A 16,538-nucleotide genomic window follows, 5' to 3' on the forward strand; every position below is an offset into this window, starting at 1 on the left:
TTTAAAAAAGGGATGACTCTCGCCATCCCATTATTTTTTATTACATGTGATCGTGTGATGTTCTTGCGATAACGTCTGCTTGTTGTTCCGGTGTTAAGTCACGGAATTTAACAGCGTAACCAGATACACGAATCGTTAAGTTTGGATATTTTTCTGGATGTGCTTGTGCATCAAGTAATAACTCATTTGTGAAGACGTTGACGTTCAAGTGGTAACCACCTTTGTCAAAGTATCCGTCCATTACATTACGTAAGTTATTGATACGTGTTGCATCATCTTTACCTAATCCATTAGGGTTAATCGTTTGAGTATTAGAAATACCATCTAGAGCATTTGTATAATCAAGACGTGCTGTTGAGTTTAATGAAGCTAACAAGCCATTTTTCTCACCTAAATATTTACCGTCTTGGTAACTTGGGTTAGCACCTGGTGCTAATGGTTTACCTGCACGACGTCCATCAGGTGTATTACCTGTTGCTTTACCGTATACAACGTTTGATGTAATCGTTAATAATGATGTTGTTGGTGTTGAATTACGGTATGTGTGTTGACGTTTAATTTGTGTCATAAAGTATTCAAGAATCCAGTTTGCTGTAGCATCTGCTTCTTCTTGGTCATTACCGTATGTAGGGAATTCGTTTGTTGGTACATAGTCTACTGCTAAACCATCTTCATCACGAATTACTTCAACATTACCATGTTTGATAGCCATTAAACTATCCGCAGCATGTGAGATACCTGCAATACCTGTTGCGAAAGTACGTTTTAAGTCGCTATCCATTAAAGCTAATTGAGGTGCTTCATATGCATATTTATCATGCATGAAGTGAATAACATTTAATGTGTTAACGTACAATTCTGCTAACCAGTCCATAATATCTTTGTAGTTTTCGATAAATTCATCGTAGTCTAATTTATCACCAGTCATTGGACGGAAACGAGGTGCCACTTGTTGTTTTGTCATTTCATCGACACCACCGTTAATCGCATAAAGAACAGCTTTAGCTAAGTTAGCACGTGCTCCAAAGAATTGCATATCTTTACCAACGACTGTTGCAGACACACAACATGCGATAGCGCAGTCATCTGAACCCCAGTTTTCACGTAATAAATCATCATTTTCAAATTGAATAGATGAGCTTTCTTTTGCGATTTTTGCAGCAAAAGTACGGAAACCTTCTGGTAATCTTGATGAGTATAAAACAGTTAAGTTTGGCTCTGGAGATGGTCCCATATTTGTTAATGTATGTAAAATACGGAAATCATTTTTCGTTACTAATGAACGTCCATCTAATCCCATACCCGCAATACTTAGTGTTGCCCAAATTGGGTAACCAGAGAATAATTGGTTATATTCTGGTGTACGAGCGAATTTAACCATACGTAATTTCATAATTAGGTGGTCAATTAACTCTTGTGCTTCGAATTCAGTGATTAATCCACGTTCTAAATCACGTTGAATATAAATATCTAAGAATGCTGAGATACGTCCGATAGACATTGCAGCACCGTTTTGAGATTTAATAGCAGCTAAATAACCAAAGTATAGCCATTGAATAGCTTCTTTTGCATTTTCAGCTGGACGAGAAATATCAAATCCATAAGAAGCTGCCATCTCTTTCATTTGTGCTAATGCACGATATTGTTCTGTGATTTCTTCACGTAAACGAATAACATCATCTGTCATCACTTTGTTACCAGTGTTAGCATGATCTTTGGCTTTTTGCTCCATTAAGAAGTCAATACCATACAAAGCAATACGACGGTAGTCACCGATTATACGGCCACGTCCGTATGCGTCTGGTAAACCAGTAATAATTTTGTTACGACGAGCAGCACGCATTTCTGGTGTGTAAGCATCGAAAACACCTTGGTTATGTGTTTTTCTCCAGTCAGTAAAGATTTTCGTCATTTCTTCATCTGTTTCATAACCGTTTGATGTTAAGGCATTGTTTGCCATTTTGATTCCACCAAAAGGCATGAATGCTTGTTTCAATGGTACGTCTGTTTGTAATCCGACAATTTTTTCTTCTTCTTTGATTAAATAACCTGGTTCATGCGACGTAATCGTTGCAGGAATATTACTATCCATGTCGTATACGCCATTTTTTTCATGTTGAATTTCAAAAAGTTCTTGTAATTTAGTCCATAATTTGTCTGTGCTTGGTGCGATTGGCTCTAGGAAACTGTCATCTCCGCGATACTCAGTGTAGTTTGCTTGAATAAAGTCACGTACGTTAACTTCTTTTTTCCACGCTTCGCCTTTAAATCCATCCCAATGTCCCATTAACTGGACCTCCTCTTTCTTTTTACATCTTTGTAACAGCTTTACAATTACAGTATAACACAAGATAAAAATATCACAAGCATTTTGTGTGAAAATAATCTATTTTTCTTTTTTTATTTTAAAAAAAGTGAATAAAGCTATTAATATCAACATTTTAAAATGTTATGCTTATCACAAATTTATATAAAATGATTGTTTTAACTGTTTCAAACATTACCTTTCTCTGTACTAATACAGTTGTGTTTTTAAGGCTTTCTGCATTATAACACCGTTTTCATAAATTTATTTTTTAACTACCCGATATTTTAATAACACTATTAGATAAAATCAGTTATAATAAGGCATGGGAGTAACGATTCAGAGAGTGGTGATGTATGAAATTATTAAAAATTATAACAAATCGAGTCTTTTTAATTGGTGTTTTATTATTAATTCAACTATTGCTAATTGTCGGGATTCTTTGGCAATTTCAAGAGTACTTCGTTTACTTCTATGCCGTTTACGTTATCGCAGCTTTATTTGCCATTTTAAGTATTATTAATAGTCGTCGCAATCCAGCTTATAAAATTGCATGGCTTATCCCAGTCATGTTATTACCTTATATAGGTGTGGTGATTTATTTTATTTTCGGTCATCTATATGTACGGAGCGATTTTGTTAATCGCATGCGTAAAGTACAAGTGGCTGAAACGCGAGCAATCGAACAAACGGTAGAAAAAGTCGCTTTGCCTGAAAATGATATGGATGCAATCATTCAATCAAACTATCTCACCAACTACGGTCTTGTACCCTTATTTAAAAACACAAAGAGTCAGTACCTCCCACTAGGTGAAGATATGTTTGAATCGATGAAGATCGAATTAGAAAAAGCTGAAAAATACATTTTTATGGAATACTTTATTATCGAAAAAGGAAAAATGTGGGACGAAATACTAGAAATACTCGTCCGAAAAGCTGAACAAGGCGTTGATGTCAGATTAATGTACGACGACTTTGGCTGTATGTTTACACTTCCTCATCGCTATGATCTTGAACTAGAAAAAATGGGAATAAAATCTTGTGTGTTTAATCCTTTCGTTCCAGTTCTTTCTTCTATTTTCAATAATCGTAATCATCGAAAAATTACCGTGATTGACGGAAAAGTAGCGTTTACTGGCGGCGCTAATCTAGCTGATGAATACATTAATGAAATTGAGCGATTCGGTCACTGGAAAGATACGGCGATTCGCTTAGAAGGTGAAGCAGCTTGGGGATTTACACTGATGTTCTTAACACTTTGGGATTTTGTCCGTGGTGAGAATGACGTCTATGAAGACTATCATCCTGGTCATTTTCCAGAACTTCCTGATGAGGAAGGATTTTATCAACCATATACTGACATCCCTTTTGATGAAGAGTCTCTCAGCAGTAATGTCTATCTATCACTTATTAATCGAGCGGATCACTATGTTTACATTACAACACCGTATCTGATTATTGATAATTTATTAATGGAAGCTCTATGTAATGCCGCGAAGAGTGGGGTTGATGTTAGAATTCAAACACCTCATATTCCTGATAAATGGTATGTACATGCTGTCACACGCTCTAATTACGACCAACTAATAGAAGCAGGTGTAAAGATTTATGAATACACGCCTGGCTTTATCCATTCTAAGACATTTGTGGTTGATGACGAATATGCGGTGGTCGGTTCGATTAACATGGATTATCGCAGTTTATATCTTCATATTGAATGTGGCGTATGGATGTATAAAACGACAGCGGTCCAAGAAGTATATGATGACTTTATCGCGACCCAAGCGTTATGTCAGGAAATTACTATTGATGAAGTAAGACGAGTTGGTTGGTGGCGACATTTAGGACGAGCTGTTTTAAATGTTTTTGCCCCACTTATGTAAGCAAAAAACGTTATGCTAATGTTTAAGCATAACGTTTTTTATTTTATTTAATTGTCGTTGATTCTTGATAAGCGTCATCTTATCAGGATATCTATTGACAATATTTTGATAATGTTGCTGTTTGTCTCGCGTTCTTCCCTTATATAAAACCCAAGTAATAAACTCCCAATCCAGTTTTTCTTCACAGCCTTTTGCCATGTCTGGCCTTGTCGTTCCTTGATATTTTATATAACGTTTAATAACACGCTTTAAACAAGCCCAACGCGAGAACTTCAGCCAAATAATCCACGTTGCTTCTTCCAATCTTTGTGCTTGATGATATCGTGTATAATTCCCCTCAATAATCCATTGTTCTCTTGCCATAAAGTCACTTACTTCTTTAAGAGCTTCTTTATCTTCTTTAACTTGCCAATTCGGTAAAAATTGGACGGTATCGAGATGAAGTACAGGAATGTCATTCACTACTCCTATCTCACGAGCTAAAGTCGATTTTCCACTCCCACTATAACCAATAATAGCCACTTTCATCATTTAACACCGCCCTTTCACCCTATATAAACAAAAGTAAACTCATAAGGATTCATATTAAGGCTCCTTATGAGTTTTCTAACATTATAACTTAACTACTTTAACAGAACTATAGATGTTTTCATATTCTTTTAAATTAACGTAACCAGTCTTCTTCTCCATAGCATTCAAAATACCTAAGGACATAGAACACTTCATTACTTCCTCGATTGATTTATTTTCTAATAAACTTACCGAAATACCTGCGACAGTTGCATCTCCACTACCTACCGGATTAACCACCGAAACTGTAGGTATATTAACTTCATAAAAGTCGTCATAATATTTGACATAAGCACCTTTGCTCCCTCTAGAAATTAATATTAAAGGTATTTCTTTTAACAAGACGTTATTTAATACGATATCTTTAGCGTTAATCTCAAATTCCTCAACCTCAACATGTAATAGTTCGCATATTTCAGACTCATTAGGTTTTATAGCAAATGGTTTCTTTTCAGATCTAATTACACTCTGTAATAATTCTCCAGAAGCATCTACTATTACTTTCTGATTTTCTTCGGCTTCTTCTAATAATGTTCTGTAAAAGTTAGTTTCTACACCATTAGGAACACTTCCAGATATCACGACTACTTCTGCGTACTTCACTAGCTCAGAAAATTTATCCAAAAAATCATTTTGCACACTTTTTTCGATGAATGGTCCTCGTTCAAGAACCTCAGTTTGATTCCCATCATGAAGTATAGCTATACAATTTCTAGTATTTTTTTTAGTGAACGTGAAGTCGTGTTTTATTCTATCTTTTAATAACTCTTCTGTGATAAACGTTCCATTAGCTCCACCCACCAATCCTGTAGCTAAAACGGGTTTTTGCATTTGCTTTATTATACGTGTCACGTTTAACCCTTTTCCACCAGGAGTTTTTTCATATTCTTCTGCTCTATTGACATTATTTAACATTAATTGATTGAGGCGATATGAGATATCTACAGAAGGATTCATTGTTACTGTTAATATCATTTTCTTACCTCACTTAAATTTAGAATGCCATGAGCTTGCGGTTTCGAAGACAGCTTTATTCAAATCTTCTATATTTTTTCTTCCTTCTGTTTTTAACCATTCAGTTGCTTCTTCTTCTCCTCCACGCACATAAGCAGGTAAGCCATTTTGCCATGTTGCTCTTCCGCATAAAACACCATTAAATTCAGAGTTAGCTTCAGCTGCAAAATATAATGTTTTTTGGAACAAATCAGCACTTACACCTGCACTTAAGAAAATGAATGGTAAGTGAGTAGACATACTTTGATTACGAAAATGTTCTAAGGCTTCCTCTTTACTGTATACGACATCATCTCTATTGGTAAAGCCTTCAACAAAATTCATATTCACTGGTACTTCAACCTTCAATACATCCACATGATAGCGTTCTTTTGAAAATTCTTTCATCATATTTATTACTTTATTAGGTTTAATTTTCGCAAATTCTTTGCTATTATTATCAGTAATTTCATTATCATACGATAATAACTCAAGATAGAACGGAAGATCCGCCCCTACACACTCTAACCCAATTCTCTCAACGAACGCGTGTTTTCTTTGATTTATTTTATCATTATCGTCTGAATTATAATAAAGAAGAAATTTCACAGCATCCGCTCCCATTTCCTTCAAACGGTAAACAGATATATCATCTATCAAATCAGGAAATCGACCCGATTCACTAGTATCATACCCTGTTTTTTCATATGCAACTATTAGGCCTGCCTTTGAATTTCTGAGCTGACTAGCTGGAATTCCATACTCAGGATCAAGCAATATTGATGATGAATATGGCGTTAGTTCTTTAGAAACTAACTTCTTAAACTCAGTAATAGCACAATCTTCATCACCAGTATACTGCTCTTTATTCAGCATTTTTTTTAAAGCTCCACGCTGATCTATGGCCAATGCAGCAATTACACCATCTTTCGTTGATAGATTCTCCATATGTTGACGTTTATTTTTAGATAATAACATATATAATCACTCCTAATCAGTATACTCGCCGTTGTCCCATTTCTCTAATAAATCATCAAAAAGTTCTTGTTCTTTAACAATCTCCTTTTCACTATCTAACTCTTCTAAATGATTGATGACTTTTTTACTCATATCTGTTTCTTGATACTGTGCTTCAAAGAAGGCTTTAGCAATATCGCATATTAAAAATTCTCCTGTGATTTTACCACCAAACCCTATAACATTAGCATTAAGACTACTTTTGGCATAGATTGCACTTGTCATATCTCTCACTAGCGCAGCTCTCACACCAGGCACTTTATTAACTGCGTTTGTAATACCTACACCTGTTCCGCAAATCACAATACCTGCATCAACTTCTCCTGATGCAACTAACTCGCCTACTTTTTTTCCATAAATTGGATAGTGTGTTCTTTGAAAACCATATGTCCCTACATCAATCACTTCATAGTTTAAATTTCTAAAAAAGTCAGCTACAGCAATTTTTACATCCGTAACAATATGATCGCATCCAATCGCTATTTTCATATAGATTCTCCTTTATATCATTTTATTCAACATATCTACTCTTATTTGATGTCTTCCACCATCATACTCAGCTTTTAAAAACGCTAGTACAATGTTTTCAGCTAGTTTTTCTCCTACAATTTGACTACCTATAGTAATCATCTGAGAATTATTATGCTCTCGTGTCATATATGCTGATCTTTCTTCAGACACCTCAGCTGCAATCATACCTTTATGTTTTGTTGCTACCATGAAGCTTCCTGCGCCGTATGCATCAAAACTAACACCCAAATTATCTTTATTCTTTTTCAACTCATTAACTACTTTTTCGGTCGATTCTACAAAAGTATCAGATGCTTTTTCAGAAACATCTAAAATACTAAATCCTTCCTCTGTTAAAACATTTTTTATTTTTTCTTTGAGTTCAAAACCATCATTATCTGCACCAATAATTACTTTCATTTCTACACATCCTTTATATCATGTAATATGTTTACGTACTTTTCATAAGTTTTTTTCTTAGAATTCGATATACTTCGATCTGTTACAAGTAAATCCACCTTATCCAAAGTATAAAAAGCATTAAAATCCTCTTTGCCTAATTTATGATGATCTGCCACTATTATTTTATATAATGAATTATCCAATATAAGTTTTTGATTACTACCTTCTTCGATGTTAGCAGTATAAATGTCTTTATTTTTAATCCCATTAGTACCGATAAAGGCTTTTTGAAATTTTAAAGATTTTATAATCTCAGATGTCAATCCACCGACAAAAGCTCCAGTTCGTTCCCTATACACACCACCAATTAAATAAATCTCGTAACTTGAATTATCTTTAAATTTTTCAAAAACAGGTAAGCTATTTGTTACGATTCTTATGTAGTCACATTGAATAAACTCTGACATCAATTCAATTGTAGTTCCTGGTCCTAAAAATATTGTGTCTTTTTCATTGATTAAACTCGCTGCTATTTCTGCAACTTCCCTTTTTTCATCAATGTTTATCTCTTTTTTTTCATAATGAGATAACTCTGATTGTTTATTAAAATCTATACTTTGAGCTCCGCCATGGACTTTTAATAATAAACCAGCTTCCTCTAGTTCCGATAAGTCACGTCTAATAGTCATTGATGATACATGTAGTAACTCGTTCAATGCAGAAACTGAAACTACACCCTCTTCTTTTAATACAGATAATATAATATTATGTCTTTCAGTTTTTAACATTGAAATCACCCTTCTATTTTAAACTGGCTCTTCTATAGTGTCCAAAGCACTTTCGTCTCTCGAACTTATAAAAACAGCTATACTCATTAACAATATACTTATAAACGACTTTATGTCTATTTTCTCGCCTAACAAAATGACAGACAGAATTGTAGCAAATACTGCTTCGGTTGACAATAATATTGAAACCATACTAGGGCTTATGTGCTTAGTACCATACATTTGTAACAAATATGACACAACCGTTGCCACAATTATCAAATAAACAAGTGAATAAAGGGAACTCAGAGATACTTCTTTTATCTCTGAATCAAATAATAATGCACCAATTAAAGAGATAACTCCTGCAACCGACATTTGAACAAATGTTGTAATAACATGATCTATATCACAGACTTTGCTAGCCCATAATACATGTAAAGAAAAACATATGGCTGCAATAAGTGTAATGCCATCACCTATATTTAATTTAAAACTAAATCCATTTAGCGTTAACAGACTTACGCCAATTAGTGATAATACGCTAGCAAAGAAAATAGTTTTACTAGGCTTTTTTTTGTATAATAGCCACCCTAAATAAGGGGTAAACACAACATTCATAGCTGTCAAAAATGAATTGTTAGATACTGTTGTAAAGTTCAAGCCATAAGTCTGTGTTGCAAAAGCTAAAAATAGAAAAACTCCCAAAGGTAATGCTTTTAAAAATTCCTGTCTTTTCATTAGTTTTATTCTTTTAAAAAATAAAAGTAATATAAGGATTGCCGATAAAGAGAATCTAATAGCTAACATTGTTAGAGTTGGGAAACTATCTAATGACTTGGAAGTGGCTATAAAGCCACCACCCCAAATCATTGCTGCAATCAATACAGCTAATGTCCCTTTTACCTTATTTGACATACATCCTCCTTATTCATTACAAACATTATTATAAGATATTTGTACCATTTTGCTCGATTAAGTCCTTGTACCAATAAAAACTATCTTTTTTAATTCTATTTCTCGTTCCTGATCCATCTTGATTTAGGTCTATATAAATAAAACCATAACGTTTCTCAATAGATCCTTCAGTTGTACTTACAACATCCATTGCAGACCAACTTAGATAACCCATTATCTCGACACCGTCCTCGATAGCCTCATAAACTTGTTGAATGTGTTGTTTTAAATAATCTATTCTATACGGGTCTTTAACAGTCAGATTACCTTCATTATCTTTCTCCAATGTGTCTTTAGCACCTAATCCATTTTCAACAATAAAAATAGGAACATTATACTTTTCCCACATATTATTTAATAAAATCCTAAACCCAATTGGGTCAATTTGCCATCCCCACTCACTCTCATCCAAAAATGGATTCGCTACTTCTTTAACAGTAAAAGTGTCTTCTGAAACATCTCTTACATCAGGCATATCATCTCCTAAACTTGTACAACAGCAGCTTCTGTAATAGCTTAAAGAAATATAATCGACAGGATAATCCTTAAGTATTTTTTTATCTTCTTCCGTGATGTCTATATTTATATTTTGCTCTTTGAAAAAGCGATTCATATAGTTAGGATATGTTCCTCTTACATGAACATGCGTGAAAAAATCTAGTTCCTGTTCTTTTAACATGGCTTGAACGCCATCTTCCGGATGAGGTCTTAATGGATATACTCCTTTAGAAGATATCATACAACCAATTTGAAATTCTGGATTAACCTCTTTTGCTATCTTTGTGACAAGAGCACTTGCAACAAGTTGGTGATGTGCAGCTTGATATAATTCTGAAGGTGATAAGTCTTCTTCTGGCGTTAGAATTGCCCCACCAATAAAAGGCGTTTCCAAAATAGCATTAATTTCATTAAATGTGATCCAATATTTTACTTTTTCTTTATATCTTTCAAAAACAACTTTGGCATAGTTAGCAAAATGTTCTATTAGTTGTCTATCCATCCAACCATCATATTTTTTTGCAAGAGCTAAAGGTGTTTCATAATGGGAAAGTGTAATAACAGGTTCAATATTATATTTTAATAATTCATCTATTACATTATCATAGAATTCAAGTCCTTTTTCGTTAGGCTCTTTATCATCTCCGTTCGGGAATATTCTTGCCCAAGAGATAGATGTTCTGAAAGCTTTGAATCCCATTTCTGCAAATAGCTTTATATCTTCCTTATAGTTCTCATAAAAATTAGCTGACTCTAACTTCAAGTTTTCTTTTATAGGCCCATCAGTTATTAAACCGCGCGCTCCATATGGAGTAACATCTTGTACTGTTAGTCCTTTTCCGTCTTTATTGTAAGCTCCTTCAAAATGATAAGCGGCTGAAGCACTTCCCCACATAAAATCTTTTGGAAATTGTTTAGTCATTTTTATCTTCTCCTTCTGAAATTATATTTAAAATGTATCTCATTGCTTTATCACTATCTCTAGTAAATTCAATATATTCTTTTCCAGATGTTTTTATAACACTCGCAGAATACTGAGCTGCCTCCTCTTTTAAATTTTCATAATGGCTAGATACTTGAGGAGCTAAAACAATAACATCATAGTCTTGTATAATACTACTATGTTGTCCATAATGTGATGCTTGAGCATTGACATCAATATCAAAAGTTTCTTTTATAGTTTCTTTATTTTTGTTCAAACTATTGGCAAACAAACCACTTGTTCCGCCACCTGCACATAAAACAAGAACATTTAAATCTTTTTTAACAGAGCCAATTCTTCCTTTCAACTCAGTAAGTGAAATTTCATTATCATCATTATTGTCGTTATCCTTTTCTTCTTGTTCCATTTGATAACGTTCATTATCATAAACTTTAAAGAACGGATAATAAATCACAGCGTCCACTAATAATATTACCCCGACTAAAACAAATGAAAGAGGATCTAAATTTGTTCCTAATGGCAAGCCTAAAATCCCCGGCATAGTCCAAGGAACTTCCATAATAAATCCACTCATTCCAAGAACATCAATGAAAAATTTCAGAAGTATACTGTTAGCAATTGGAGCTAACATGAAAGGAATAAAGAACATCGGATTCATAATTAATGGAGCTCCAAAGGTCAAAGGTTCATTAACAGCGAATAGCACAGGTATCGTAGCTGCTCTACCTACCGCTTTATTTGCTTTAGACTTCGCAAGAAAAGCGAACATAAGTACTAAAACTAAGGTCGCTCCTGTCCCTCCCATAGCAATGGCCATATCATAACTTGAATTAGTCAAAGCATGAGTTGGTTGTAATCCTGCAGCGTATGCATCTTGGTTGGCTGCCAAATTCATAAACATAGCCGGCTTTACAGCTGGAAAAACAACATCCGGACCATTCAATCCAAGAAATTGGAAGAATGCAGTAGCACCAAATAATAATGATAAACCAAAATATGAATCTGCCATACTAAAAATTGGGTTTAAAACACTAATCAGCGCCTCAGCAACGTTCATACCTCCAGAAAGCTCTCGGAAAATAATATCGAATATCCAGAAAAAAGCAATTGTTAATGAGTAGGCAATCAGACTCGCAAATGTTTCTGATATATTTGGAGGTACTTCATCAGGCAACTTAATAGTCAAGTTTCTTTTAATCGCAAATTTATAAATATTTGGAATGATAAATGCAATAATCATCCCTGCTAACATACCTGATGAACCCAAATACTCAATCGATATACCACCTTCAATAGGATCTGCCATCATGATTAAATAAACAGAAATTGCAGAAACCATTGTAGCTACTACATTAATTTTTTTCCCAACAGGCATTTTTTGATTCAAAATTTCTGCTAATGATTTAGAAATTGTCATCGTAATAATTAAACCAAACATTCCCATTGTGAAGTCGTAAGGTTTTAAGATTAACGACATAATCTCGTCACTCCAGTAAAAACCCCATGTATTAGGGATATATCCAATCATCATAAATAAACTCGAAAATAATAAAACATACATCGGTGCAATTAACCCATTTCTCATAGCACTTACATAAGTATTTGCTGTAAATCTATCGAAAAATGGTTTCATTTTTTCTAATTGTTTAATTACTGCATTCATTTTTAATCCTCCTATTCATAAATAAACATTTTTAAACATTCTTAGATTTTAATAATGTGTCCATAACTTCTCTCAATAATACAGAACTCATTAAATGATCTTGTCCATGTCCCATTGTAAAACTATAAGGTATCTCTTCTCCCATTGCCTCCTTCTGTAACATTGATGTTTGAACATTATGTGCACTAACAATGCACTCTACTGCCTCATTGTAAATCGATCTTGATTCATCATAATTTTCTTCCAAAAACAATTGTAACGCTTTCATTAACTTGGACGTAGCTTCACCGGCATAAGCTACAATTTCAAAACCCAACATTTGCGCTTCTTCTCTATCCATACTGAAACCCCTTTCAATCATTTGTTAGATTCAATATATCACAACTTAAAACAAATGTAAACACAAATGCAAACATTTTTAAACATATTCGCAAGAAATAAAATAGATACCGCTCTGTTGATTAATTTAATATATTGTTGTAATTAACTTTAATAAAACATCAAAATTAATTTCATCATAACAGCGTTTTTTCAGATAAAAGTAAGGGTTTTCAATTGAATAAACATCTACGTTTTCGTATGATATGAGTGAGTCTTATGTTTGTGAAGAAAGGAAGATTACATGAATATTCAACAGTTACGTTATTTTGTAGAAATTGCGAATACGCGTAATATTTCAGATGCTGCACGCAACTTATTTGTTACGCAACCAACTCTCTCCCTCTCTCTAAAAAAAATGGAAAACGATTTAAATACCAAACTTTTTGTTCATACTGATAGTCCATTCCAACTTACAGATACAGGTCTTGTTTTGTATAATCGTGGGCGAGAACTCGTACGCCAATTTGACCAACTTATTGATGACATTTATGATATGCAAGGCAAACCGACGAAGCAAACGATTCGATTAGGGCTGACGACGTTATTTGCGATTCAATTTATGAAAGAAATTTCACAGTTTTTAGCCACTCATCCCAATGTTGAGTTAGTAATCAAACAAGATGGATCACATCGACTGCAAGATTTACTCGTCGATAAGCAAATTGATTTAGGGTTGATTTCATTCCCAAACTATCATCCCGAATCCATCACCATTGAACCATTAGAAACGACGACAAAGGGGTATCATGTATATGTGGTCGTGCCTGAAACAAATCCACTTTCTGAATATGACGAGCTTATTTTTAACGATTTGAAAAATGAACGCTTTTCATCTCTTACTGACGATTATATGATTGGACGTATGCTTACTGACCGAGCTCGAGCTTTTGGTTTCGAACCAAATGTTGTCATGCATAATGATGATTTACAGGTGCTTTTATATAGTTTAAAGAAAAACGACTCCATCTGCCTACTGCCGATAGAGTATCGGGTAGTCAGTGAAGTCGAAGGTGTAAAATGGATTCCATTAAAAGATCGCTGCAATTACTTTTCTATCGGCATTGCCTTACGAAAAGATTTCCATCGCACGGAACTGATTGATAAATTTATTTCAATTTTAAAAGAAAACTAACCTTGGAAAGCAAAAACAACTGAGCTATCGTATAGTTTCAATGTCTTTTCAAATAAAAACTTGGAAACAAAGCCCGCTATAATAGGAATAACAAACCAACACACGATGACGGCTACAATATTAAGACCTGCATCAAGTGAGGCAAGCGGGCCAACCAAGCCAACTAAACCAAACCCTGCTGATTGTGGTACTCCTGAAATCGACAGCATGGCGACTGGAATCGCTGAAATAGTCGCGGTAAAGAGACAAGGCAGTAAAATAATCGGATACTTAAACAAGTTAGGCATCATCATCTTCATTCCACCTAATGCAATCGCTAGTGTGACACCAGATTCATTGACTTTCCAAGAGTTAATCACCAAGACGACTGTTGTCGCAGCAATTCCCATTGCTGCCGCTCCTGCCGAAACACCGTTAAGCTGAATAGCTAAGCCAATCGCTACCGTTGTAATCGGTGAAATAATTAACGCAGCAAACGAACAAGCAATCAAGATACTCATGATAACAGGTTGGAAATCGGTAAAGTTATTAATCACTTTTCCAATTGCTACTGTGATTTGGGTCACAAATGGGTAGGTCAACATACCGAAAACACCGGCACCAATGCCGACGACAATCGGTAAACCAATAATTGCCACTGATCCAAATTTATCACCAATATAGAGTAACATTAAAACAGCTACTGACGCTGTCAACATAATATTAATGATATCCCCTGTACCAGCCCCTACAAAAACTTTCATATCTGGATTAAATTTAATAACACCTGAGCCAACAAAGGCTGCCCCTGCTGTAACCATGATCTTAGCTGGATTAAAACCAAATTGAACCGCAATCAATCCACCAATTATCAAAGGTGTTGCTAACTGAAAAATAACAGCTGCATCTATAATCATTGCGATTATTTTGTACTGAGCAAAATATTTTAAAATCGCGCTTAACACAGCGTTTGGAATAAGTGCCACAATCGTACCTAGTGCTGTCCCTGCAAGAACTTTGTTCATAAATATTTTAGGTGTGATTTTTTCTGCTTTTTCTGTCATGATTCATTCTCCTAATCGTTTTCATTTTAAAACGTGAATTCTTCTGGTAATGAGATAGCTTAGGACTCATAACGAAGAATTCACGTTTCACTTATTTATTAGATTTTAGTACAAGATAAGGCTGTCCCCCTTTTCTACTTTCTCAGTCTTATCTCTTTCTTTTTAATTAGTAAACGTCTGATTCCGATGAGAAACGTGCCAAGTTTTCTTTGACATCTTTTAAGAATTTTCCAGCTTGTTGACCGTCTAAAATACGATGGTCAATTGATAAGCATAGGTTCACCATATCAGCTGTTTTAAATCCACCATCAGCAGTTGGTACAATGCGTTTATTAATAGATTCTACTTGCAATATAGCTGCTTGTGGATGATTAATAATTCCCATTGATTGAACAGATCCTATTGAACCTGTGTTATTAAGTGTAAATGTGCCACCTTGCATGTCTTGAGATTTTAGTGTTCCCTTGCGGACATCTCCAGCTAATCGATTGATTTCTTTTGCTAACCCTGAGATTGAATAGTTATCCGCTTGATGAATCACCGGTACATATAGATGCTCATCTGTTGTGACAGCAATCGACATATTGATGTCTTTGTGGTAATTGATATTTCCATTATCCCAAGACGTATTGATTTTTGGATTTTTCTTCAATGCTTGAATAACCGCTTTAGCAAAGAATGGGAAGAAACTTAGTGAATGACCTTCACGTTTCTTATAGTCTTCTTTCACTTCATTACGAAGTTTTACAATATTGCTGACATCTGCTTCGACCATAATCCATGCATGTGGGATTTCATTAACACTTTGAACCATTTTCTTCGCGATAGCTTTTCTCACACCATCAGCAGGAACGCTTTCTGCATGACTGCTAGATACAGGTTCTTCATGTTTTGGTTTTGGCGCAGGTGCTTTATTTTCTTGTGGTACGTCGACATTAACTTGCTCTTTTGGTTCAATATCCACTGGCATTTCAGCTCCAGAAACAACTTGGTCTTCTGGATTAAAGTTCATAATATCTTTACGCGTAATTCTACCACCTGAACCTGTACCTGTTACTTGTTCTAGGTCGATTCCCTTTTCTTGTGCTAATCGAACAACAGCTGGCGACAAGCGTCCGATATTTTTAGGTTTTTCTGCTTTAGCAGGTGTTGGTTGAGTGGCTTTTGGTTTCTCTTGACTACTTTCACTCTGTTTCTCTTCAACAGCTGGGGTTTCATCAGCCGCTCCTTCAACTTCTAATGTTAAAATAGCCGTCCCAATTGGAACACTTTGATCTAAGTCAATCAAGAATTCTTTCACTTCACCATCAAAATCAGACGGTACTTCTGTTGTGACTTTATCTGAAACGACTTCCATTAAAGGATCATAGCGTTTCACTTTATCTCCAGGTTTTACTAACCAATTGGTAACAGATGCTTCCGTCACACTTTCTCCTAAATTCGGCATTAATACTTCTTTGATTGCCATATATTT

15 protein-coding genes are annotated in these 16,538 nt (G+C 34.7%); 2 read left to right on the top strand and 13 right to left on the bottom strand.

The features are described from left to right. Positions 1-40 precede the first annotated feature (40 nt). A complete protein-coding gene (gene pflB, locus CBF33_RS02680; RefSeq protein WP_126761349.1) occupies positions 41-2,287 on the bottom strand; it encodes a formate C-acetyltransferase in 2,247 nt (748 codons plus the stop codon). Positions 2,288-2,661: 374 nt separating this feature from the next. Here pflB and cls point away from each other — a divergent pair, with 374 nt between their 5' ends. Next, positions 2,662-4,188 carry a cardiolipin synthase gene (gene cls, locus CBF33_RS02685; RefSeq protein ID WP_126761351.1) on the top strand — a complete coding sequence of 509 codons (1,527 nt, stop codon included), beginning with the start codon at positions 2,662-2,664 and terminating at the stop codon, positions 4,186-4,188. Between the two features lie 15 nt (positions 4,189-4,203). On the opposite strand, the gene CBF33_RS02690 is transcribed toward cls, so the two are convergent. From CBF33_RS02690 to CBF33_RS02735, 10 genes are all read right to left on the bottom strand, one after another. After that, on the bottom strand, positions 4,204-4,719 hold the full coding sequence (locus CBF33_RS02690; protein ID WP_244919674.1) for a DNA topology modulation protein: 516 nt from the start codon (positions 4,717-4,719) through the stop codon (positions 4,204-4,206). A gap of 81 nt (positions 4,720-4,800) precedes the next feature. Continuing rightward, positions 4,801-5,733 (bottom strand): hexose kinase, encoded by a 933-nt coding sequence (locus CBF33_RS02695; RefSeq protein WP_126761353.1) that lies wholly within the window; start codon positions 5,731-5,733, stop codon positions 4,801-4,803. A gap of 9 nt (positions 5,734-5,742) precedes the next feature. Then, a complete protein-coding gene (gene lacD / locus CBF33_RS02700) occupies positions 5,743-6,729 on the bottom strand; it encodes a tagatose-bisphosphate aldolase (protein ID WP_126761355.1) in 987 nt (328 codons plus the stop codon). A gap of 12 nt (positions 6,730-6,741) precedes the next feature. Then, positions 6,742-7,257, bottom strand: a complete 516-nt coding sequence (lacB, locus tag CBF33_RS02705; RefSeq protein ID WP_126761357.1) for a galactose-6-phosphate isomerase subunit LacB — start codon at positions 7,255-7,257, stop codon at positions 6,742-6,744. 12 nt (positions 7,258-7,269) lie between these two features. Then, positions 7,270-7,698: a galactose-6-phosphate isomerase subunit LacA gene (gene lacA / locus CBF33_RS02710; RefSeq protein WP_126761359.1), complete on the bottom strand. Its 429-nt coding sequence runs from the start codon at positions 7,696-7,698 to the stop codon at positions 7,270-7,272. 2 nt (positions 7,699-7,700) lie between these two features. After that, positions 7,701-8,468, bottom strand: coding sequence for a DeoR/GlpR family DNA-binding transcription regulator (locus CBF33_RS02715; RefSeq protein WP_126761361.1), 768 nt, complete (start codon positions 8,466-8,468; stop codon positions 7,701-7,703). Between the two features lie 18 nt (positions 8,469-8,486). After that, positions 8,487-9,365 carry a DMT family transporter gene (locus CBF33_RS02720; protein WP_126761363.1) on the bottom strand — a complete coding sequence of 293 codons (879 nt, stop codon included), beginning with the start codon at positions 9,363-9,365 and terminating at the stop codon, positions 8,487-8,489. Positions 9,366-9,393: 28 nt separating this feature from the next. Next, entirely contained in the window at positions 9,394-10,824 is a 1,431-nt protein-coding gene (locus CBF33_RS02725; RefSeq protein WP_126761365.1) for a glycoside hydrolase family 1 protein, read from the bottom strand. Next, positions 10,817-12,508 carry a PTS transporter subunit EIIC gene (locus CBF33_RS02730; protein WP_126761367.1) on the bottom strand — a complete coding sequence of 564 codons (1,692 nt, stop codon included), beginning with the start codon at positions 12,506-12,508 and terminating at the stop codon, positions 10,817-10,819. Before CBF33_RS02730 ends, CBF33_RS02725 begins: the two co-directional genes overlap by 8 nt. 31 nt (positions 12,509-12,539) lie before the next feature. After that, positions 12,540-12,848 (bottom strand): PTS lactose/cellobiose transporter subunit IIA, encoded by a 309-nt coding sequence (locus CBF33_RS02735; RefSeq protein ID WP_126761369.1) that lies wholly within the window; start codon positions 12,846-12,848, stop codon positions 12,540-12,542. A 282-nt stretch (positions 12,849-13,130) separates the two neighbouring features. Between CBF33_RS02735 and CBF33_RS02740 the strand changes: the two genes are divergently transcribed. After that, positions 13,131-14,021 (top strand): LysR family transcriptional regulator, encoded by an 891-nt coding sequence (locus CBF33_RS02740; RefSeq protein WP_126761372.1) that lies wholly within the window; start codon positions 13,131-13,133, stop codon positions 14,019-14,021. On the opposite strand, the gene CBF33_RS02745 is transcribed toward CBF33_RS02740, so the two are convergent. Then, the gene (locus tag CBF33_RS02745) at positions 14,018-15,064 is read right to left on the bottom strand and encodes a PTS sugar transporter subunit IIC (RefSeq protein ID WP_170167732.1); all 1,047 of its coding nucleotides are present in this window, start codon (positions 15,062-15,064) and stop codon (positions 14,018-14,020) included. The genes CBF33_RS02740 and CBF33_RS02745 overlap by 4 nt on opposite strands. Positions 15,065-15,230: 166 nt before the next feature. After that, positions 15,231-16,532: a dihydrolipoamide acetyltransferase family protein gene (locus CBF33_RS02750; RefSeq protein ID WP_126761376.1), complete on the bottom strand. Its 1,302-nt coding sequence runs from the start codon at positions 16,530-16,532 to the stop codon at positions 15,231-15,233. Positions 16,533-16,538 lie beyond the last annotated feature (6 nt).

It is taken from the genome of Vagococcus lutrae (genome assembly GCF_003987555.1).
GTDB lineage: Bacteria > Bacillota > Bacilli > Lactobacillales > Vagococcaceae > Vagococcus_A > Vagococcus_A lutrae.